General features: G+C 69.0%; 21 protein-coding genes and 1 pseudogene. 9 read left to right on the top strand and 13 right to left on the bottom strand.

Features of this window, described 5'->3' with window-relative positions:
* Window positions 1-43 precede the first annotated feature (43 nt).
* The 6 genes and pseudogenes from H0I76_RS12920 (at window position 44) to H0I76_RS12900 (ending at window position 3,204) form a co-directional block, all read left to right on the top strand.
* Window positions 44-274 carry a putative signal transducing protein gene (locus tag H0I76_RS12920; protein ID WP_200610417.1) on the top strand — a complete coding sequence of 77 codons (231 nt, stop codon included), beginning with the start codon at window positions 44-46 and terminating at the stop codon, window positions 272-274.
* Window positions 271-1,074 carry a tRNA1(Val) (adenine(37)-N6)-methyltransferase gene (locus tag H0I76_RS12915; RefSeq protein WP_200610416.1) on the top strand — a complete coding sequence of 268 codons (804 nt, stop codon included), beginning with the start codon at window positions 271-273 and terminating at the stop codon, window positions 1,072-1,074. The genes H0I76_RS12920 and H0I76_RS12915 overlap by 4 nt, the downstream gene beginning before the upstream one ends.
* Window positions 1,071-2,270 (top strand): M20 aminoacylase family protein, encoded by a 1,200-nt coding sequence (locus tag H0I76_RS12910; protein WP_234455294.1) that lies wholly within the window; start codon window positions 1,071-1,073, stop codon window positions 2,268-2,270. Before H0I76_RS12915 ends, H0I76_RS12910 begins: the two co-directional genes overlap by 4 nt.
* A pseudogene (locus tag H0I76_RS19805) lies at window positions 2,255-2,314 on the top strand (hypothetical protein); the annotation flags it as partial. The gene H0I76_RS12910 and the pseudogene H0I76_RS19805, both read left to right, overlap by 16 nt.
* 94 nt (window positions 2,315-2,408) lie before the next feature.
* Window positions 2,409-2,582: a YdcH family protein gene (locus tag H0I76_RS12905; RefSeq protein ID WP_200610414.1), complete on the top strand. Its 174-nt coding sequence runs from the start codon at window positions 2,409-2,411 to the stop codon at window positions 2,580-2,582.
* Window positions 2,583-2,739: 157 nt separating this feature from the next.
* On the top strand, window positions 2,740-3,204 hold the full coding sequence (locus tag H0I76_RS12900) for a DUF302 domain-containing protein (protein ID WP_234455293.1): 465 nt from the start codon (window positions 2,740-2,742) through the stop codon (window positions 3,202-3,204).
* 22 nt (window positions 3,205-3,226) lie between these two features.
* Here H0I76_RS12900 and H0I76_RS12895 read toward each other — a convergent pair whose 3' ends face one another.
* The 5 genes from H0I76_RS12895 to H0I76_RS12875 form a co-directional block, all read right to left on the bottom strand.
* Window positions 3,227-3,970 (bottom strand): type 1 glutamine amidotransferase, encoded by a 744-nt coding sequence (locus tag H0I76_RS12895; RefSeq protein WP_200610412.1) that lies wholly within the window; start codon window positions 3,968-3,970, stop codon window positions 3,227-3,229.
* Window positions 3,971-4,037: 67 nt separating this feature from the next.
* Window positions 4,038-4,985, bottom strand: a complete 948-nt coding sequence (gcvA, locus tag H0I76_RS12890; RefSeq protein ID WP_200610410.1) for a transcriptional regulator GcvA — start codon at window positions 4,983-4,985, stop codon at window positions 4,038-4,040.
* Between the two features lie 117 nt (window positions 4,986-5,102).
* Window positions 5,103-5,261, bottom strand: a complete 159-nt coding sequence (locus H0I76_RS12885; protein ID WP_200610409.1) for a hypothetical protein — start codon at window positions 5,259-5,261, stop codon at window positions 5,103-5,105.
* A 105-nt stretch (window positions 5,262-5,366) separates the two neighbouring features.
* Entirely contained in the window at window positions 5,367-6,089 is a 723-nt protein-coding gene (phbB, locus tag H0I76_RS12880) for an acetoacetyl-CoA reductase (protein WP_200610408.1), read from the bottom strand.
* 84 nt (window positions 6,090-6,173) lie between these two features.
* A complete protein-coding gene (locus tag H0I76_RS12875) occupies window positions 6,174-7,349 on the bottom strand; it encodes an acetyl-CoA C-acetyltransferase (RefSeq protein ID WP_200610407.1) in 1,176 nt (391 codons plus the stop codon).
* Between the two features lie 267 nt (window positions 7,350-7,616).
* Between H0I76_RS12875 and phaR the strand changes: the two genes are divergently transcribed.
* Window positions 7,617-8,288: a polyhydroxyalkanoate synthesis repressor PhaR gene (gene phaR, locus H0I76_RS12870; protein WP_200610406.1), complete on the top strand. Its 672-nt coding sequence runs from the start codon at window positions 7,617-7,619 to the stop codon at window positions 8,286-8,288.
* Here phaR and H0I76_RS12865 read toward each other — a convergent pair.
* The 8 genes from H0I76_RS12865 to H0I76_RS12830 all read right to left on the bottom strand — a co-directional run bounded on the left by H0I76_RS12865 (window position 8,269) and on the right by H0I76_RS12830 (window position 15,917).
* Window positions 8,269-9,594, bottom strand: a complete 1,326-nt coding sequence (locus H0I76_RS12865; protein ID WP_200610405.1) for an EAL domain-containing protein — start codon at window positions 9,592-9,594, stop codon at window positions 8,269-8,271. The genes phaR and H0I76_RS12865 overlap by 20 nt on opposite strands.
* A 199-nt stretch (window positions 9,595-9,793) precedes the next feature.
* Window positions 9,794-11,269, bottom strand: a complete 1,476-nt coding sequence (locus H0I76_RS12860; protein ID WP_200610404.1) for a M20/M25/M40 family metallo-hydrolase — start codon at window positions 11,267-11,269, stop codon at window positions 9,794-9,796.
* Window positions 11,270-11,338: 69 nt separating this feature from the next.
* Entirely contained in the window at window positions 11,339-11,608 is a 270-nt protein-coding gene (locus H0I76_RS12855; protein ID WP_200610584.1) for an HPr family phosphocarrier protein, read from the bottom strand.
* An 8-nt stretch (window positions 11,609-11,616) separates the two neighbouring features.
* Window positions 11,617-12,024 carry a PTS sugar transporter subunit IIA gene (locus tag H0I76_RS12850; RefSeq protein ID WP_200610402.1) on the bottom strand — a complete coding sequence of 136 codons (408 nt, stop codon included), beginning with the start codon at window positions 12,022-12,024 and terminating at the stop codon, window positions 11,617-11,619.
* A 26-nt stretch (window positions 12,025-12,050) separates the two neighbouring features.
* Window positions 12,051-12,971, bottom strand: coding sequence for an RNase adapter RapZ (rapZ, locus tag H0I76_RS12845; protein WP_200610401.1), 921 nt, complete (start codon window positions 12,969-12,971; stop codon window positions 12,051-12,053).
* Entirely contained in the window at window positions 12,968-13,456 is a 489-nt protein-coding gene (locus tag H0I76_RS12840; RefSeq protein ID WP_200610400.1) for an HPr kinase/phosphorylase, read from the bottom strand. The genes rapZ and H0I76_RS12840 overlap by 4 nt, the downstream gene beginning before the upstream one ends.
* Complete coding sequence (locus H0I76_RS12835) at window positions 13,453-15,114, bottom strand: stimulus-sensing domain-containing protein (protein WP_200610399.1); 1,662 nt, start codon at window positions 15,112-15,114, stop codon at window positions 13,453-13,455. The genes H0I76_RS12840 and H0I76_RS12835 overlap by 4 nt, the downstream gene beginning before the upstream one ends.
* Before the next feature lie 101 nt (window positions 15,115-15,215).
* Window positions 15,216-15,917, bottom strand: coding sequence for a response regulator transcription factor (locus H0I76_RS12830; RefSeq protein ID WP_200610398.1), 702 nt, complete (start codon window positions 15,915-15,917; stop codon window positions 15,216-15,218).
* 415 nt (window positions 15,918-16,332) lie between these two features.
* Here H0I76_RS12830 and H0I76_RS12825 point away from each other — a divergent pair, with 415 nt between their 5' ends.
* Both H0I76_RS12825 and H0I76_RS12820 read left to right on the top strand, forming a co-directional pair.
* The gene (locus H0I76_RS12825) at window positions 16,333-17,937 is read left to right on the top strand and encodes a phosphoenolpyruvate carboxykinase (protein WP_200610397.1); all 1,605 of its coding nucleotides are present in this window, start codon (window positions 16,333-16,335) and stop codon (window positions 17,935-17,937) included.
* A 136-nt stretch (window positions 17,938-18,073) separates the two neighbouring features.
* Window positions 18,074-19,594, top strand: a complete 1,521-nt coding sequence (locus tag H0I76_RS12820) for a gamma-glutamyltransferase (RefSeq protein ID WP_200610396.1) — start codon at window positions 18,074-18,076, stop codon at window positions 19,592-19,594.
* Window position 19,595 lies beyond the last annotated feature (1 nt).

Raw genomic sequence — 19,595 nt, 5'->3', positions numbered from 1 at the left:
CGCCACTCGACGCCGCGGGACGGTTCGCGTAACGCTGCACGGCATGGAAGAACTCGTCCGCACCACCGACCCGACGCTGATCCCCTTCGCGAGGGCGCTCCTCGCGGCCGAGGATATAGACTGCTTCGTCTTCGACCACAACATAAGCGTCCTCGAGGGGGGCATCGGCGCCTTCCCGCGCCGGATCATGGTGCGCCGCGAGGATCTGTTCCGGGCGCGCGTGATCCTGCGCGAGAACGGGATCGACATCTACGAGCCGGGGCGGTGGGGATGAGCGCCGGCACCAGCGAGCCAGCATCGCCCCGAAGCGCCGATCCGGAACTGCGCGAGGACCGGCTGCTTGGCGGCCGCGTGCGCCTGCTCCAGCCCCTCTCGGGCTACCGCGCCGCGACGGATCCGGTGCTCCTCGCCGCGGCGGTGCCGGCAACGCCAGGCCAGAGCGTGCTCGAGCTCGGGATCGGTGCGGGTGCCGCGACGCTCTGCCTTGCCGCGCGGGTTGGCGGCCTCTCGCTCGCGGGGCTCGAGATCGAGCCGCTCTATCTCGGCCTCGCGGCGCGCAATGCCGCGCTCAATGGCGTCGAGATCTCGCTTGTCGAGGGGGACATCGCCGCGCCGCCGCCCGAACTGCGGGCGCGATCGTTCGATCACGTGATCCTGAACCCGCCCTATCACCCGAGTGCCAGCCCCCCGTCGCCGGTCGCGGTCCGCGACCGCGCGCATCGCGAAGGTGGTGCCGGCATCGACGACTGGATCGGGGCGGCGCTGGCGCGGGCACGGCCGCGCGGGCGCATCGCCTTGATACACAGGGCAGAACGGCTGCCCGAGATCCTCGCCGCGTTGACCGACCGCGCGGGCGCGATCGAGGTTCTGCCGCTCGCCGCCCGCGAGGGGCGCGACGCCAAGCGCGTGATCGTGCGTGCGCGCAAGGGCGTGCGCACGCCCTCTAGACTGCTCGCGCCTCTTGTCCTGCACGAAGGCCAGGCGCATCTTGCGGATCAGGACGACTTCACCCGACGCGCCCGCGCGATCCTCCGCGACGCCAGGCCGATCGATTTCGAGGAGACCAGCCGTTGACCGCATCCGCCACCGGATCCCTGAAGCCCATCGCAAACTCGATCGCGGCCATGGCGCCCGAGCTCGCCGAGTGGAGGCAGGATTTCCATCGCCACCCCGAGCTTGGCTATCACGAGGAACGGACCGCGGCGCGGGTGGCGAGCCTGCTCAGGGACTTCGGCCTCGATCATGTCGAGACCGGCATCGGCGTCACCGGCGTGGTTGGCGTGCTGCACGGGCGCGGCGGCCCGGGCACCGAGGCGATCATGCTTCGCGCCGACATGGATGCGCTGCCGATGCACGAGGCCAGCGGCGTGGCGCATGAATCGCTCGAGCCGGGAAAGATGCATGCCTGTGGCCATGACGGGCACACGACGATGCTGCTGGGCGCGGCCAAGCATCTGGCCTCGACGCGCAACTTCGCCGGCACGGTGTATTTCTGCTTCCAGCCGGCCGAGGAAGGGGGCGCGGGCGCCAAGGCCATGCTCGATGACGGGCTGCTGCAACGCTTCCCGGCCAGCCGGGTCTTTGGCATGCACAACTGGCCCGGCATGGCGGCGGGGCACTTCGTGCTCCAGGATGGCCCGGTCCTCGCCTCGGCCGACGAGTTCACCATCACGGTGAAGGGGAAGGGTGGCCACGCGGCCAAGCCGCACCTCGCGCGCGACCCGATCGTGGCGGGTGCCGCGCTCGTGTCGGCGCTGCAGTCGATCGTCAGCCGGGTGGTCGATCCGCTCGAGCCCGCGGTTGTGTCGATCACCCAGTTCCATGCCGGCTCGACCCACAACGTCATTCCCGAGAGCGCGCTGCTGATGGGCACGACGCGCACCTTCTCGGACAAGGTGCAAGCCGTGATCCAGGCCGAGATGGACCGGATCTGCGCCGAGATAGGCCGCAGCTTCGCGGTCGAGATCGAGATCGACCGCGGGCCGACGCCATATCCGGCGACGGTCAACGACCGCGCCGTCACCGATTTCACCGAGGCCGCGCTGCGCGACATCTTTGGCGACGCGCGCGTGGTGCGCGGCCACCCGCCGACCATGGGAAGCGAGGATTTCGCCTTCCTCAGCCGCGAGGTTCCGGGCTGTTTCGTGCTGATCGGCAACGGCGACAGCGCGCCCCTGCACCATCCTGCCTATGATTTCTCGGACGAGGCAGCCCCCGCCGGCGTCGCCTTCTGGTCGGGGCTGGTGGAACGGGCGCTGCCGGCGGGCTGAGTCTTCCACAGCCGGGTGTGAGTAACCGGCGGCACTGGGGATAACCACTTGTGACTGAACCGGTTTCGACGAATTCGTGACAGCGGGCGCGAATCCTGCTGTAGTTGTATCGTCACAATCGGCAACAGGAGGACGGATATGAGTCTCACCTCACATCTCGACCAACTCCGGCAGAAGCATCAGGCGCTTGAAAAACAGATTGAGGACGAGCAGCGCCGACCGAGTTCAGATCCCCTCGCAATCGCGACACTGAAGCGTCAGAAGTTGCATCTCAAGGACGAGATCACGAGGCTCGCTCCCGACTACCACTGAGAGAGACGACACACGGGGCCGGGTAACCGGCCCTTTTTTAACGCGCGGGCATCATGCCCCGCGCGAATGTGAGTTTTGTGACCCGGAATGCGCCGTGCGGCGCGCACCATGTCGGGCTAGGCTGGGGCCTCACACCGACGCAACCGGGGGTCAAGCCATGACTGTCACGACCGTATTCCGCCCGCTCGTTGCCGGCGCCGCGATGTTCGCGCTGGCAACCGGGTCCGCGATGGCGGCGGATCTTGTCCGTGTCGCAAGCCCGCATACGGTGAGCGAGACGGCTGATCGGCTGGTGGCGGCTGTCGAGGGCGCCGGCGCGAAGATCTTCCTGCGGGTCGACCACGCGGCCGGCGCGCAGTCCGTGGGCGAGGCGATCCCGGCAAACCAGGTCGTGATCTTCGGGAACCCCGCGCTCGGCACCGGGGCGATCAAGGACGCTCCCGGCATGGGGCTCGATCTTCCCCTCAGGGTCCAGGTCGTCGACGAAGGCGGAGCGACCGTGATGATCTACCACGCCCCGGCCAGCGTCGCCGCCGATCATGGCCTTGCCGCCGACCACCCGGTGATCGTCACGATGACCGGCGCCTTGGGCAAGCTCACGGCCAGCGCGGCTGCCGAGTGAGCCTTCTCGGGCGGCGGGGGCCTCAGGCTGCCGCGGCGCGGCGTTTGGCGTATGCCGCAAGGTAGTTCACGCACCACCGGGCGAAATCGTCGGCATGCACGGCGCTGCCATACGTGGCCAGCGCACGGTCGGCCTCATCGTCGGTGAAACGCACGCCCTTTCCCATGGCAACGAGGTCGTAGCCGTACTCGGCGTCGAACTCGGGATGCGGCTGGATCGAGATCGCGTCCGGTGTCTCGGGGTCGCCATAGGCGACAAAGGCGTGCTCGCAGAACGGCGAGGTCGCAAGGGGCGTCGCGTCGGCGGGCAGCGACACGACCTGGTCCTGGTGGATCGCGTGGAAGGCGAGGCGGTCCGGGGCGTCCGCCATCCAGCCGGGGCGCCGGATCACCTCGTATTCGTGCACGCCGATGCCCCAGCCCTTCTCGGACTTCACCGCCTCTCCGCCCAGCGCCTCGGCCAGGATCTGGTGGCCGAAGCAGATGCCGATCATCGGCCGGCCGGCCTTGCGCGCGGCACGCAGGAATGCCTTGAGCGGCTCGATCCAGGGCAGGTCGTCATAGACGCCGTGGCGCGAGCCGGTAATCAGCCACGCGTCGCATTCCTCGGCGCTTTCCGGCAGCACGCCGTCGACGACGGAATAGGCCTGGAACTGCAACTCGGGACCGGCCAGGCCCAGAAGCCGCTCGAACATCGGGGGGTAGGTGCCGTGCTTCGACACCAGCGACTCGTTGACCTTCCCGGCCTCGAGAATCCCGATCAGCATCTTCGTCAGCCTCCGCGATCACCTGCGGCGCGAACATAGGCGAGCGCGGGCACGCGGAAAAGGGGGCTCAATCCGGGAAAGGCCGCAAATCGAAACGCGTGCCCATCGCGGCGATCGAGGCGACCTCTTCGCGCATCCAGTCGAGGAAGGTTTCGATCCGCGGCTCGGCCTCGGCACCCTTGCGACAGAGGAAGTAATACTTGCCCGGCGTCATCAGCCCCATCGGCAATGGCGTCACCAGCCGGCCGGCCGCGAGGTCGCGCTCGATCAGCGAGGCGCGCGCGAGGATCACGCCTGCGCCCTCGACCGCCGCGTCGATCGCGTGATCCGCGCTCGAGAACCGCGAGCCGCGCTCGGCCTCGGCGCCGGGCGCGAGCCCCGCCGCGCGCAGCCAGACCGCCCATGTCATCGCCGGGCGAAGATGGTTGATGCTGTCGTCATGCAGCAGCGTCTCGTGCAGGATGTCGGCCGGTGTCGCGATCCGCTCGGCCACGGCGGGCGCGGCGGCGGGGATGACCCACTCGTCGATCATCAGTTCGCAATAGGCAGTATCGTCGGGCCGCGGCGTGTAGCGCACGGCCACGTCGATGCCGTCGCGGTCGAAATCCATGATCTTCAGCGACGCCACGAAACGCAGCTCGATCTCGGGATGCGCCTCGGCGAAGCGGAAGAACCGGGGCGCGAGCCATTTCGCGGTGAAGGCCGGACCCGCCGTCACCGTGAGGGGCGCGCCCTCCTTCATCCGCTCGACCGCGCGCACCGCCTCGTGCATCTCGCGAAAGGCCGCCGCGAGCCCGGGCTGGAGCGCGCGGCCCGGCTCGGTCAGTTCGACGGCGCGGTTCAGGCGGCGGAACAGGGTGACGCCGAGGTGCTCCTCGAGGCTCTTGATCTGGAAGCTGAGTGCCGCGGGGGTCACGAACAGCTCCTGCGCGGCCTTCGCGAAGCTCAGATGACGGCTCGCGGCCTCGAAGGCGCGCAGCGCGGTCAGCGGCGGGAGGCGCGATGAGTCGGACAAGATTTTCTTACCTGACGCTCCGAGGAAACTCGTTTGTAAAAGCCATAACTAACCACGATCTTTAGGGTCAGCAAGAGCGCATTGCCTTGCTTGATGAAATGGAGATTGACTGAAATGTCACAGCACGATCGCCATGAATTCGAACGGATCGATCTCGCTGCGGCGCAGCGCGCCGCTTACGAGCGCGGCATGGCCGAACGCTCGCGCATCCTGCGCAGCATGGTGCGTGCCGCGATCGCGTCGGTGCGTGGTCTCCTCACGGCGCCGCGCCGTCATCGTCCCAAGCCTTGCGTCGCATGCTGACGTGACGCAGGCGCACAGAATCCAAGCGGCCGGCCACCGTTTCCGGGTGGCCGGCCGCAAACACGCTCTCCGTGGGCGTCAGCTGAAGAACTGGGCGCCGTTCGCCGAGATGGTCGAGCCATTGATGAAGCTCGCATCCTCCGAGGCCAGGAACACCACGCAGCGCGCGATTTCCCCGGGCTCGCCCAGCCGGCCGGCCGGGATCTGGGCGATGATCGACTCGCGCACCTTCTCGGGCACGGCCATCACCATCTCGGTCGCGATGTAGCCGGGGCAGATGGCGTTCGCCGTGATGCCGTTGCGCGCGCCTTCCTGCGCCAGCGACTTGACGATGCCCAGGTCGCCCGCCTTGGTGGCCGCATAGTTGACCTGCGCGAACTGGCCCTTCTGGCCGTTCACCGACGAGATGACGATGACGCGGCCGAACTTGCGGTCGCGCATGCCGGGCCAGACCGGGTGGACCGTGTTGAAGACGCCGGTCAGGTTGGTGTCGATCACCTGCTGCCACTGCTCGGGCGTCATCTTGTGGAACGGCGCGTCGCGGGTGATGCCCGCATTGGCGACCACCACGTCAACGGGTCCAAGATCGGCCTCGACCTTCGCGATCCCGGCCTTGGACGCCTCGTAATCGGCAACGTTCCATTTGTAGGTCGGGATGCCGGTGTCGGCGGAGAACTTCGAGGCGGCCTCGTCATTGCCCGCGTAGTTCGCGGCAACCGAGTAGCCGGCTTCCTTCAGTGCGACCGAAATGGCCGCGCCGATGCCGCGCGAGCCGCCGGTGACCAGAGCAACACGTCCCATGGTCGTCTCCTCTCCTTTGTTCGTTGATCTCTCGTCGGGTCGTGGAATGGCCGACGGGGCCGCAAGGCCCCGCCGAAATCCTGGTCAGGGGCGCTCGACGCACATCGCGACACCCATGCCGCCGCCGATGCAGAGCGTGGCCAGCCCCTTCTTCGCGTCACGCCGCTTCATCTCGAACAGCAGCGTGTTGAGCACGCGGCACCCCGAGGCGCCGATCGGGTGGCCGATGGCGATGGCGCCGCCGTTCACGTTCACGATCGAGGGATCCCAGCCCATGTCCTTGTTGACCGCGCAGGCCTGGGCGGCGAAGGCCTCGTTGGCCTCGACGAGATCGAGATCGCCGACCTTCCAGCCCGCCTTTTCGAGCGCCTTGCGCGAGGCAGGGATCGGCCCGGTGCCCATGATCTTGGGGTCGACGCCGGCGGTGGCGTAGCTCACGATCCGCGCGAGCGGCTCGATCCCGCGGCGCTCGGCTTCCTCGGCCGTCATCAGCAGCACGACGGCCGCGCCGTCATTGATGCCCGAGGCGTTGCCGGCGGTCACCGTGCCGTCCTTCTCGAAGGCAGGGCGCAGCTTCTGCATGCCCTCGAGGGTGGCGCCGTGACGGATGTACTCGTCATCCTCGACCATGACGTCGCCCTTGCGGGACTTGACGGTCACGGACGTGATCTCGTCCTTGAACTTGCCGGCCTTCTGCGCGGCCTCGGCCTTGTTCTGGCTGGCAAGCGCGAACTCGTCCTGCTGCTCGCGGCCGATCTGCCACTGCTTGGCGACGTTCTCGGCGGTCGTGCCCATGTGATAGCCGTTGAAGGCGTCCCACAGGCCGTCCCGGATCATCGTGTCGATGAACTTCACGTCGCCCATCTTGGTGCCGGCCCGCAGATAGGCGGCGTGGGTCGACAGCGACATGCTCTCCTGGCCGCCGGCGACGATGATGCCCGCGTCGCCCAGCATGATGTGCTGTGCGCCCAGAGCGACCGCGCGCAGCCCCGAGCCGCAGACCTGGTTGATGCCCCAGGCGGCCGCGCCTTCGTGGAGGCCGGCGGCGATATGCGCCTGGCGCGCGGGGTTCTGTCCCTGCGCCGCGGTCAGCACCTGGCCAAGGATCGTCTCGGAGATCTCGGCGGCGTCGACGCCGGCGCGCGACAGGGCGGCGCGGATTGCCGTTGCGCCAAGCTCATGCGCGGGCACCGTTGCGAAGGCGCCGCTGAAGCTGCCCACCGGCGTTCTTGCAGCCGAGGCGATCACGATATTGGTCATGGGCCTTACCTTTCTCCCCTTGGACGAAGCGTCTTGAACCGACGCCTTGGGGCGTTGTGTTGCACGTTGGGCGGGGTCGGCACAATGCGACAATTGTGCGGTGCACAATAAATTTTCCGCCGGCCCCGCCAACGTTTCCGTTTGTCGGGCGAGGATGCCGCGCCGCGCGGCGCGGGGCAATGGGGAGGACGCGATGCGGCGCAGTTTCGCAAGTGCAACGAAGTGTTGCCCTGACCGGCGGGGGATGCAAGATTGAGATCGCCAGCGATGGCGTTCGCGCGCGAAGTCTGGGAGGAGGCGCTAGTGTCTGCAGCTGAAAAGGAAGCGCCGGAAGCGGCCGAACGCGTGATCATCAAGAAATACGCCAATCGACGCCTCTACAACACGGCCCGCAGTTCCTACGTGACGCTCGATGATCTGGCCAAGATGGTTCGCCAGGGTCAGGACTTCGCGGTCTTCGACGCGAAGACGGGCGAGGACATCACCCGCTCGGTGCTCACCCAGATCATCTTCGAGGAGGAAGCCAAGGGCCGAAACATGCTGCCCACGAACTTCCTTCGCCAACTGATCCGACTTTATGGCGATGCGCTGCAATCCGTGGTGCCGGGGTATCTCGATGCGTCGATGGACGCCTTCGCCAAGAACCAGGAACGCATGCGCGCGGCTTTTGCCGCGAACCCCGCCATGCAGAATTTCGAGGCGCTGACCCGCTCGAACATGGAGTTCGTCGAGCAGGCAATGCGGATGTTCAGCCCCTTCGGCGCACAGCAGGGTCGCCCCGGCGGTGAGGGGGAGCAGCCCGCCGGGCCGCGTCCGGTCCCGACGCCCGAGGCGCCGCGCGGCGCGCCCGGGAAGCTGAGCGAAGATCTCGACGCGCTGCAGCGTCAGCTTCGCGAGATGCAGGCGCAGCTCGAGAAACTCACCCGCGATAAAGGCTGAAGCGCGCCGGCAGCTTGCGCGGCGCCATCGGCGCCGACAACTCGTCGGGCGCCGAATCGGGAGCCGCGATGAGGCGGCCCTGGACATGGCTCGCGCCCGCCTCGCGCAGCCAGTCTGAATCGTCCGCGCGCTCGATCCCCGTCGCCACGACCATCAGGTCGGCTGCGCGTGCAAGCGCGATCCGCTCGCGCAGGCGAGCGTGCCGTCCGGGCGCATCCGCGATCAGGTGGCACAGTTCAGGGGCGAGCTTGACGATGTCGACCCGGAAGCTCGCAAGCTCGGCCGCGGACATGGGCGCGACGCCGTAGCGATCGAGCGCGAGCGCCACGCCGCAGCGGCGCACCGCCGCCAGAAAGCCGCCGGCGATCGCGGGCACCGCCAGGACGTCGGACTCCGTCAGCTCGACGATCAGCCGGTCCCCGAGGCTGAGATCCACCGCCGAGCGCCCCGTCAGCAGGCCAAGCCACTCGCGGTCCTCCATCGTCTGGCGCGAGACGTTGACCGAGAGCCGCGCCATCGGGTTGACGGTCATCAGCAGAAGCGCGCGCTCGAGGGCAAGGCGGTCGAGCACCGGTGCCTGACCCGCCTCGATCAGACTGGACATGAACCGCACTGCCTCGACGGGCGGCGCCCCCTCGTTGGGCAGGCGCGCGAGGCATTCGAAGAAGGCGGATGGTCCGCCCTGGTCGGCCCTGCGCACGGGCTGGTAGGCGAAGGTGACGCGCCCCGCCTCGAGATCCCGCAGCGCTGCGGCCCCGATGTCCGGCGCGTCGTCGCGCCTGGCCGCCGGGACGATCCGGCATCGCCCGCGCCCCGCGCGCCGTGCATCGCCAAGCGCGCGTTCGGCCGTCGGTCCAAGGAAGGGCAGCGCTTCGGCGTCGGCGACGGCGCATCCGGCCGAAACCGTCACGAAGAGCCGCCCCGCCGGCGTGGCGAGCCCCTCCTGCGCCACGAGGCGCTGAAGCTGTCGCGCGGTCATCCGGATCCCATCGAGGTCGGCGCCGGGCAGGCTGATCGCGAGCTTGCCGCGCCCGGGATTCCAGAACCCCGCCTCGGCCGTCAACGCCGGCAGCACGCGTTCCTCGATCGCGTGAAGGATCCCGCGCGCCGCTTGGTCGCCGAAGAGGGCCTCGTATGATGCGAAGTCGTCGATCGCGAGCAGCACCAGGCCGTGCATCTCGGCCGCAAGGTCGTCTGCCGCGCGCAAGGGCTCGGCCGGCCGGGCAGGCTGCGCTGGCGGCTGGTCTTCGGCGGTGATGGGCTCGGCGGTGCCGGCGTCGATGCCAAGGCCCGGGTCCGGCGCCACGGGCTGCCGCCGCCGTCGGAGGCCGATGCGCCTGAGAAACTCTTCGATACGCTGCACTCGCAAACCCGCGCCGGTCTCGGCGCGCCCCTTCACTGACTCCCGGATGCCCAGCGAGGGTGCCGCAGTCCGCTTTCCAAAGCGTGAAGACCAATGGTTAACGAGGCGTGAGGGCGGCCCGGCCGATCCCGCGCCGCCCGGCTCAGTCCGGCGCGGCGGCGTTGCGGATCAGCTGTTCGTAGAACGTGATGATCTCGGCATAGTTCTCCGTCGAGATCCGCTCGTCGACGCCGTGCAGACGCGGCACGTCCTCGGGTCCAAGCCGCGTTGGCAGGAACCGGAAGACTTGGTCCGCGACATCGACGTAATGGCGCGCATCGGTGGCGGCGAGCACCAGGGCCGGCGCGACCAAGACGTCCGGAAACACCTCGCGGACCGTCCTGGCGAGCAGTGCGTACTCTCGCGATTCGGGATCCGCGACCGGCGAGGGATCGCTCGGCGCGCCGAGCACGTCGACCGCGATGCCGGATCCCTCGAGCGCGTCGCGGATCAGGCCGATCTGGCCCTCGACGGGGCGGCCGGGCACCAGGCGGTAATTCACGATCGCACGCGCGTGGCTGGGCATCACGTTGTCGGTGTCGCCCGCCTGGATCACCGTGAGCGTGCCGGTCGTCGAGATCATCGCGCGTGCCTCGGGGATGGTCATGAGAATGTCGACCAGCACCGGATCGAACAGCCACCGGTTCGCGAGCGCCAGCCGTGGCAGGAAGCCCATATGGGGTGCAATCGCCGCGAGCGTGTCCGAAAAGGGCGGCGCGATCGCGCCCCTGTCCGAGACGCGGTAGAGATCGACCATCGCCTCGGTCATCACCCGCATGGCCGAGGCGCGCGAGGGCACCGACGAATGTCCGCCGCTGGTATGGGCGTTGAACTCGACCGACAGATAGCCCTTCTCCGAGGTGCCGACCAGCGCGACGGGCGCCTCGATCCCGGGGACGAGGCCGTGCCCGATCGGCGAGCCCTCGTCGAGCACGAAGGCAAACCGCAAGCCGCGCGCGCGGAACAGCGCCGCAATGGCCTTCGCGCCGTTCTCCCCGTCGATCTCCTCGTCATGGCCGAACGCGAGGTAAATCGATCTTCGCGGCCGGAACCCCTCCGCGATCAGCGCTTCGACCGCCTCGAGGATGCCAAGGACCGAAACCTTGTCATCGAGCGCGCCACGGCCCCAGATGTAGCCGTCCTCGATCAACCCGCCGAAGGGCGGCCGGCTCCACGTGCCGTTCGGGGGAACGACGTCGAGATGCGCCGTCAGGAGGATTGGCTGTGCAGCCGGGTCTGTCCCTTCCCAGTGAAACACGAGGCTGAAGTCGTTGACCTGCTCGCGGTCGAGCGTGCGGTGGACGCGCGGATAGCTGCGCTCGAGAAAGCGGTGCAAGGCCGTGAACGCGTCGGGATCGACCGGCACACCTGGCGCCATCGAGCGGGTGTCGAACCGGATCGCCTCGGCCAGCCGCGCGTTCGCGGCCTGGTCCATGGCAGCTGGCGCAGCCCCGCCTGTCGCCGGAGGGTCTGCCGGCGCGGTGCGAAGGGTGTTGAACACGAGCGTTGCCGCGAGCCCGGCGCTGGCGACAAGAATCCCTCCGACGATCTTCCTGGCAATCCGTCCGCGGCGCGTCACCCGAGGTTCCATTCTTCCGCAGTCTTTCACGCTTGGGCGCCGGGGGCCCGCGGCTTGCTGCCCGATGCGTCAGGCCGCCTCGCCGAAACGGCTCGCCACCAGCTCGGTGAGCGCGTCAAGCAGGACCTCGGCCTCGGGTCCTTCGGTCTCGACGAGGATCGATGTGCCCCGTGCAGCCGCAAGCATGAGCAGCCCCATGATCGAGTCGCCCTCGACCGATTGCCCGTCTCGGCTGACCCGCGCGCGGGCATCGAAGCGTTCGACGGTTTCGACGAACTTGGCGGATGCACGGGCGTGGAGCCCCTTGGCGTTCACGATGTCGAGGTTCCGCGACGGCATGATGCAGGTCATTCCCGGGCCTGCGGATCCAGCATGCGTGCGGCGGAATCGATGTATTTCTCACCAGCCTCGATGGCCAGGCGCACGGCTTCCGACAGCGGTCGCTCGCGCGATTTCGCGAGCTTCACCAAGAGCGGCAGGTTCGCGCCGTAGATCACCTCGATGCCGGGACGCGTCATGGCGCCAAGCGCGAGGTTCGACGGGGTGCCGCCGAACATGTCAGTGATCAGGACGACGCCCGATCCGTCGTCCACGGCCTCGACCAGCGCGTTGATCTCGGCCTGGCGGGCATGCAGGTCGTCGGATGGCGCGATCGCCACCGCATGGGCCGTCGGCTGGGGCCCAACAACATGCTCGGTCGCGTCGAGAAGCGACTGTGCCAGGCTGCCGTGGGCGACGATCACGAGACCGATCATGCAGCTATCATGCGGGTCACCGCCTCCTACCTGCGCCGCTCGAGCTCGGAATGCCGCAGCGACACGGGCCAGCCCGCCGCCTCCAGCCGGCGCCCGAGGGACTCCGCCACGACGACGGATCTGTGCTGACCGCCGGTGCAGCCCAGAGCGACAGAGAAAAAGACCTTCCCGTCCTCGAGATAGGCTGGCAGCATCATCAGGGTCATCTCGGTCAGTCGGTCCAGAAAGGCGTCGAACCGGGGATCGGCGCCGACGTAACCCTGTATAGCCGAATCGCGCCCGTCAAGGCTGCGAAGCGACTCGTCCCAATATGGATTGCGCAGAAACCTGCAATCGACCGTCAGCTCGGCGCTGGCAGGGGCGCCGCGCTTGTAGCTGAACGAGGTCAGGCCGACCGTCATGCGGCGCGCCCGCCCGGGCGAGAAGCGCGCCTCGAGCTCGGCCCGGAGGTCGTGCGGCGTGAGTTCGGTCGTGTCGAGAACGATGTCCGCCGCGGCGCGGATCTCGTCCAGCAGGTCGCGCTCGCGGGCGACACCCGTCGCCGGCTCCTCTGCCGGCGCGAGGGGGTGACGTCGGCGCGCGGCGATGAATCGGCGCTCGAGCACCGCGTCGGCGCAGTCGAGGAACACCAGCAGTGGCGCGGAATCGAGCCGTGTGCGCAGGAAGTCGAGCGCACCGCCCAGCGAGCGGGCCGAAAAACCCCGCGTCCGGGTCTCGACGCCCAGCGCGAGCGGCTGGCTGCCGTCGCGCGCCTCGATCAGCGCGTCGAGCATCGAGAGGGGAAAGTTGTTGAGCACCTCGTAGCCCATGTCCTCGAAGGCATGGATCGAGGTCGTGCGGCCCGCGCCCGACATCCCGGTCACGATCACCACCCCCGGGGCGGGTTGCGCGGCGGGCTCGCCGCCGCGATCCGCGGGTTCGGCCAGAGGTCCGGATGCGATGCTCATGGTGTGCCCTCGTGCGCGAAGTACTCGGGATCGGGCAGAACGCCTGCCGCCAGGATCGCCATCAGCGCGGCCGCGGCGCCGCTCCAGCCGGCGCAGGCAATCACGGGCACGCTGTGTCCGGCAAGCTCGATCTCGCGCCGCGGCGGCATCCGTTCGGATTCGCTGCGGTCGAGATCGGCGGCGAGCCAGAGCGGCGCGGCGGCGGCATGGCGCGCCAGCTTCAGGATCCCCGCGCCGCGGATCTCGACAAGGCCCGCGAGATGCGGGACCGGCGCAAGCGCGGGGCCGCTCGCCGTGTCCGCGATGGCGACGCGGTCGTCCGCGACCAGGTCGGCCCCGAGCGCGATCATGCCGAGCGCGAGCGAGGTCTTGCCGCTCCCGGCGGCGCCGAGGATCACGCATCCCCTGCCGTGATGGGCGACCGCGCTCGCATGGAAGACCGGCCGGTTCGTGGCGTCGCCGCGCCGCGGCGCGGAGCGCGTCACAGCTGCGCCCGCCCGCGGCTCATCGCGCCGGGCGCGACCGGCAGCTCCACGACGAAGCGCGCGCCCCTGGGCCGGGCGTCCGGCTGGGCGCCGGCCTCGCGGATGTTCTCGGCCCATATCCTGCCGCCATGCGCCTCGACGATCTGGCGGCAGATCGACAGGCCAAGGCCCGAGTGATTGCCGAAGCCCTCGGCCGGCCGCTCGGAATAGAAGCGCTCGAAGATCGACTCGAGATTATCCTCGGGGATGCCCGGCCCCTGGTCCGTGACCGCGATCCTGACCGCGCCATTGGGCAGCATCCGCCCCTCGACGGTGATCGTGCCGCCTTCGGGCGAGAAGGAAAGCGCGTTGTCGAGGAGGTTCGTGAACACCTGCGCGAGGCGCACCTCGAGCCCCGCGACCACCAGCGCGTTCCCTGGCATGCGGGTCACGACCCCGATGCCGCGTTCCTGGCCCTGGGTCGCTGTGATCGACGTCATGGTGGTCACGATCTCGACCAGGTCGACATGGTCCATGCGCTCGCGCACCAGCTCCGCATCCAGCCGCGAGGCGTTGGAGATGTCGGTCACCAGCCGGTCGAGCCGGTTCACGTCCTTCTGGATGATACCCATCAGCCGAAGCCGCTGCTCGTCGGTTTTGGCGTATTCCAGCGTCTCGACCGCCGATCTGAGCGAGGTGAGCGGGTTCTTGATCTCGTGGGCGACGTCGGCGGCGAAGCTCTCGATCGCCTCGATGCGGGTGTAGAGCGCCGAGGTCATGCGGATCAGCGAGTCCGAGAGATCGCCGATCTCGTCGATGCGGTGGGTGAGATCGGGGATCTCCACGCGCTCGGGATTGACGAGGCGGCCGCTGCGCTCGCCCTCGGGGTCAGCGGCCTCGGCCAGCCGCTGGATCGGCGCGGCGATCGTGTTGGCGAGAATGATCGACAGGAGCACCGAGACCGCCGCCGCGACCACGAAGACCTGCAGGATGATCACGCGCTCGCGCTGGACGATGCGGTTGATGTCGCCGCCCTCGGTCGACATGACCAGCACGCCCTGGACGACCGAGAGCCGGCGCACCGGCAATGCCACGGAAAGGATCAGCTCGCCGGCCGAGTTCACGCGGATCGACGAGGCGACCCGCCCCGCCGCCGCCTGAACGATCTCGGCGTCAGTCGCGACCTCGGTCGTGGGCACTTCGGTGAAGCCTGGCCGCGAGCCGGGGATGCCCTGCACGAGGGTGTCGTAGGCGGCCTCGGCGCGGTTTAGGACGCTGTCCTTGACCCCCGTGGGTGGCGCCGGCAGCGGGGTGACCGCGATCGGCAGCTCGCCCCCCGTGTCGGGGCTGCGGGAATCCGCCATGAGGCGCAGCTCGGTGTCGAAGAGCCGGACCCGCAGATCGAGCGGCCGGCCCAGCGACGCGATGGTCGCCCGCGCCGCCTCGGGGTCGAGCGGCGCCGCCTCGGCATTGGGGTCCTCCTCCGTCGCGCCGCCGGTCAGGGCGATCGCGATGATCTCTCCCTGCATCCGCATGGCCTGGACCCGCTGCTCGATCAGGCTCGAGCGGAACTGGTTCAGGTACAGCACGCCGAAGACGAGGACGGCGAGACCCATCAGGTTGAAGAAGATGATGCGCCGCTGAAGCGACGAGAATGGCGCCGACTTGCGCAGCCCCATCAGGATGCGGCTTCGGGTCGATGCCGGCCTGCGGCGCCGGTCCAGCCCGACGGGCCCGGCGCCTATGTCGCGATTCCGCCTGCCTGCCTCCAATCCCGCTCTCAGGCCTCCTTGTAGCGGTAACCGACGCCATAGAGCGTCTCGATCGCGTTGAACTCGTCGGCGACGTCGCGGAACTTCTTGCGGATACGCTTGATGTGGCTGTCGATCGTGCGGTCGTCGACATAGACCTGGTCGTCATAGGCCGCGTCCATCAGTTGGTCGCGGCTCTTCACGAAACCGGGCCGCTGCGCCAGCGCGTGCAGGATCAGGAACTCGGTCACCGTGAGGGTCACGGGCTGGCCATCCCAGGTGGTCGAGTGGCGCATCGGGTCCATCTCGAGCTTGCCCCTGCGCAGGATCTTCTCGGTCTCGGTGCGCTCGACGGGGCCTTCGCCCGCCATCTCGCGCCGGCGCAGCACCGCGCGGATGCGCTCGACCAGCAGGCGCTGCGAGAATGGCTTGCGCATGTAGTCGTCCGCGCCCATGCGCAGCCCGATCAGCTCGTCGATCTCCTCCTCCTTCGAGGTGAGGAAGATCACCGGCAGGTCGGTCTTCAGGCGCAGCCGGCGCAGCAGCTCCATGCCGTCCATCCGGGGCATCTTGATGTCGAAGACGGCGAGGTCGGGAGGGCTTTGTTCAAGCCCCTGGAGTGCGCTCGCCCCATCGTTGTAGGTGCGGACCTCGTAGCCCTCGGCCTCGAGCGCCATCGAGACAGAACTGAGGATATGCCGGTCGTCGTCGACAAGCGCGATAGTCGCCATGACGGTTTCTCCCGATCGGTGCGGCCCTCGCCCGTGGGCCGTCTTTTCTGCTCGTTTGCCTGCCCGCTCTCGGCCTACGCATCGTACCGGCGGACTTGGAGGTCGTTAACCCGACAGGATGATTGCACGGCGCGGCTGTCAACGCAATTTTCTGGCGATTGGTGTGGCGATGCGAATCATGGCCTGCGGCTGCGGGGACACGCCCGCCTGTGCCGCGATGTCGCCGCTGATCGGGGTGGACCTAGCACCCGGCGCTGCTTATAGAGCCTGCGACTCGACCATGCGGGACCAGCCCGCACACCAAGATGAGGGCCGTGCCGGACCGGAACGCGGACGCAGCCCCCGGGAGAGCTACTGGGAGAGGATGCCCGGCCGCAGGTTCGCCGGCGCATCCGGGTGATGGAGATCGATGAGAATGCAGCGTGGAATCGTCAATCCGAACTGCCGCCTCGAGGACATGGGCATCGAGGGCGTCGGAACCGTCCACTACAACCTGCAGGAAGCCGCGCTTGTCGAAGCTGCCGTCCGGCGGGGCGAGGGCGAGATCGGCATCGGTGGCGTCTTCCTCTGCAATACCGGCAAGCACACCGGCCGCAGCCCCAAGGACAAGTTCGTCGTGCGCGAGCCCTCGGTCGAGGCCGATGTCTGGTGGGAGAACAACGCGCCGATGGCGCCCGATGCCTTCGAGCGCCTCTACCAGGACATGATCGCCCATCTGAAGGGCCGCGAGGTCTTCGTCCAGGATCTCTATGCCGGCGCCGACGCGACGCACCGGCTCAAGGTGCGCCTGGTGAACGAGCTGGCCTGGCACAACCTCTTCATCCGCCACATGCTGCGCCGGCCCGAGGTCGCCGAGCTGGCCGATTTCGCGCCCGAGTTCACGGTGATCAACTGCCCCGACTTCAAGGCCGACCCCGCGCGCCATGGCTGCCGCTCCGAGACGGTGATCGCGGTCAGCTTCGAGCGCAGGCTCGTGCTGGTGGGCGACACGTCCTACGCGGGCGAGAATAAGAAATCGATCTTCTCGATCCTCAACTACATCCTGCCCGGCAAGGGCGTCATGCCGATGCACTGCTCGGCCAACCATGCCAATGGCGACCCGTCGCAGGCGGCGATCTTCTTCGGCCTCTCGGGCACCGGCAAGACGACGCTCTCGGCCGACCCGGCGCGCACGCTGCTGGGCGATGACGAGCATGGCTGGACCGAAGGCGGGATCTTCAACTTCGAGGGCGGCTGCTACGCCAAGACCATCCATCTGAGCCCCGAGGCCGAGCCCGAGATCTTCAAGACCACCTCGATGTTCGCGACCGTGATCGAGAACATGGTCTACGACGAGCACACCCGCGCGCTGGATTTCGAGGACGACAGCCTCACCACCAACATGCGCTGCGCCTACCCGCTGCACTACATCTCGAACGCGTCGTCGACCGGCGTCGCGGGCGTGCCGAAGAACGTGGTGATGCTGACCTGCGACGCATTCGGCGTGATGCCGCCGATCGCGCGGCTCTCGCCGGCGCAGGCCGAGTACCACTTCCTCACGGGCTTCACCTCGAAGATGGCCGGGACCGAGAAGGGCGTGACCACCGCGCAGCCCACATTCTCGACCTGCTTCGGCGCGCCTTTCATGACCCGACGCCCCGAGGTCTACGGTGCGCTCCTGCGCGACAAGATCGCCAAGACCGGGGCGACCTGCTGGCTGGTGAACACCGGCTGGACTGGCGGCGCATATGGCGAGGGCAGCCGGATGCCGATCAAGGCGACGCGTGCGCTGCTGTCGGCGGCGCTCGACGGCTCGCTCAACGGCGTCGAGTTCCGCGTCGATCCGAATTTCGGCTTCGAGGTTCCGGTCGCGGTGCCGGGTGTCGATGCAAGCCTGCTCGACCCGCGCTCGACCTGGAAGGATCCGGCGGCCTATGACCGGCAGGCGGTCGAGCTTGTCTCGATGTTCGCCAAGAACTTCACGCAGTACGAGGCGCATGTCTCGGACGACGTGAAGGCCGCCGCCCTGCGCGCGGCGTGAGCGCAGCCGGCATTCCCATGCCTCTGAACTTCGGAGACCGCTGCGACCGTGTCGTGGCGGTCTTCGCGCGTTTCGCGCCCCTCCGCGACGGCGGGCTCCACGCCGCGACGCAAGGGGTGGCGCCAAGGGTGCCGCGATGAGCTGGCGCTTCGCCATCGCTGCCGGCCACCAGGTGACCGCGGATGCCGGCGCCGAGGTCCTGCGCGCGGGCGGCAACGCCGTCGACGCCGCGGTCGCGGCCGCCTTCACCGCGATGGTTGCCGAGCCGGTCCTCGCCGGCCTGATGGGCGGCGGCTTCATGCTGGTGCGCGACCCGAAGGGCGGCGCGCGCATCCTCGACGCCTTCGTCCAGACCCCGCGCCGCAAGCGGCCACTGTCCGAGCTCGACCTGCGCGAGGTCGAGGCCGATTTCGGCGAGACCCGGCAGCGCTTCGTCATCGGGGCGGGAACGGTTGCCGGCTCGGGCTTCGCCGCGGCGCTCGAGGGCGCGCATCGTGATCTCGGGCGCATGCCGATGGCCGAGCTGGTCGGGCCGGCCGTCCGCGCGGCGCGCGAGGGCGTCCGCGTGACCGCCTTCCAGTCCGGCATCGGCCGGATCGTGACGCCCATCCTCTGCGCCACCGACTCGATCCGGGCGCTGATGTGCGACGAGGGCGAGCCCAAGGCCGAGGGCGCTCTATTCACCAACCCCGCGCTGGCCGACGTGCTCGAGGTCTTCGGCATCGAGGGCGCGCGCCTCATCCAGGAAGGCGAGGTCGCGGCCGCGCTCCTGCAGGTGATGGAGGAGGGGGGCCATCTCACGCGCGACGATCTGCGCCGACACCGCGCGGTCTGGCGCGAGCCGCTGCGCCACGCCAGGGGCATGGCCGAGATCGGGCTCAACCCGCCGCCGGCGCTGGGCGGGGCGCTGATCGCCTTTGCCCTGGCGATCGCGCCGGACCGTCCGGGTGCGGCCGACCTCGCCCGCGCCTTCGCGCAGACGGTGCATGCGCGGCTCGAGACCCGGCTCGACGATGATGTCGTCGCCGGGACGGCGAAGCTTTTCGATCCGGACCTTCTCGCCCGCTACCGCGCCTCCGTGCAGGGGCGGCGCGCCGCCCTGCGCGGCACCACCCAGATTTCCGTGGTCGACCCCGCGGGGATGGGCGTCTCGCTCACGCTGAGCAATGGCGAGGGTGCGGGCTTCGTGGTGCCCGGCACGGGGATCGTGCCCAACAACATGCTGGGCGAGGACGACCTCGTCCCGGGCGATCCGCTGAACTGGGAGGCCGACCGCCGGCTTGCCTCGATGATGACGCCGCTCGAGGTCGGTTGGCCCGACGGGCGCGTCGCGCTGATGGGCTCGGGCGGCTCGAACAGGATCCGCACGGCGCTCGCGCAGGTGCTCGTGCAGCTCTGTGACCACGGGGCGTCGCTCGAGGCCGCGATCACCGCGCCGCGGCTGCATGTCGAGGGGCGCGAGCCCGAGATCGACTTCGAGCTCGAAGGCCTGCCCGACGCGGCGCGCGAGGCGCTGCTCGGCGCCTGGCCCGAGGCGCGCGGCTGGGCCAGCCGATCCATGTTCTTCGGCGGCGTCCACGCGGTGATGCGCGACGCGCGCGGCAATGTCGACGCGGCCGGCGACCCGCGGCGCGACGGCGTCGCCATCATCGGCTGAG

This window comes from Thermohalobaculum xanthum (assembly GCF_016623495.1).
In the GTDB taxonomy this organism is placed as follows: Bacteria; Pseudomonadota; Alphaproteobacteria; order Rhodobacterales; family Rhodobacteraceae; genus Thermohalobaculum; species Thermohalobaculum xanthum.
The sequence above is the reverse complement of the archived record's forward strand: the minus strand, read 5'-3'. Positions and strand labels throughout refer to the sequence as shown.

Coding starts and splice junctions, on each gene's coding strand:
- H0I76_RS12920 (WP_200610417.1), top strand. CDS start 44: ATGGAAGAACTCGTCCGCACCACCGACCCGACGCTGATCCCCTTCGCG.
- H0I76_RS12915 (WP_200610416.1), top strand. CDS start 271: ATGAGCGCCGGCACCAGCGAGCCAGCATCGCCCCGAAGCGCCGATCCG.
- H0I76_RS12905 (WP_200610414.1), top strand. CDS start 2,409: ATGAGTCTCACCTCACATCTCGACCAACTCCGGCAGAAGCATCAGGCG.
- H0I76_RS12900 (WP_234455293.1), top strand. CDS start 2,740: ATGACTGTCACGACCGTATTCCGCCCGCTCGTTGCCGGCGCCGCGATG.
- H0I76_RS12895 (WP_200610412.1), bottom strand. CDS start 3,970: ATGCTGATCGGGATTCTCGAGGCCGGGAAGGTCAACGAGTCGCTGGTG.
- H0I76_RS12885 (WP_200610409.1), bottom strand. CDS start 5,261: ATGACGGCGCGGCGCCGTGAGGAGACCACGCACCGACGCGATCGCGGC.
- phbB (WP_200610408.1), bottom strand. CDS start 6,089: ATGGGACGTGTTGCTCTGGTCACCGGCGGCTCGCGCGGCATCGGCGCG.
- H0I76_RS12875 (WP_200610407.1), bottom strand. CDS start 7,349: ATGACCAATATCGTGATCGCCTCGGCTGCAAGAACGCCGGTGGGCAGC.
- phaR (WP_200610406.1), top strand. CDS start 7,617: ATGGCGTTCGCGCGCGAAGTCTGGGAGGAGGCGCTAGTGTCTGCAGCT.
- H0I76_RS12855 (WP_200610584.1), bottom strand. CDS start 11,608: ATGCCGTCGCGGAACCTCGACATCGTGAACGCCAAGGGGCTCCACGCC.
- H0I76_RS12850 (WP_200610402.1), bottom strand. CDS start 12,024: ATGATCGGTCTCGTGATCGTCGCCCACGGCAGCCTGGCACAGTCGCTT.
- rapZ (WP_200610401.1), bottom strand. CDS start 12,971: ATGAGCATCGCATCCGGACCTCTGGCCGAACCCGCGGATCGCGGCGGC.
- H0I76_RS12835 (WP_200610399.1), bottom strand. CDS start 15,114: ATGGGGCTGCGCAAGTCGGCGCCATTCTCGTCGCTTCAGCGGCGCATC.
- H0I76_RS12830 (WP_200610398.1), bottom strand. CDS start 15,917: ATGGCGACTATCGCGCTTGTCGACGACGACCGGCATATCCTCAGTTCT.
- H0I76_RS12825 (WP_200610397.1), top strand. CDS start 16,333: ATGCAGCGTGGAATCGTCAATCCGAACTGCCGCCTCGAGGACATGGGC.
- H0I76_RS12820 (WP_200610396.1), top strand. CDS start 18,074: ATGAGCTGGCGCTTCGCCATCGCTGCCGGCCACCAGGTGACCGCGGAT.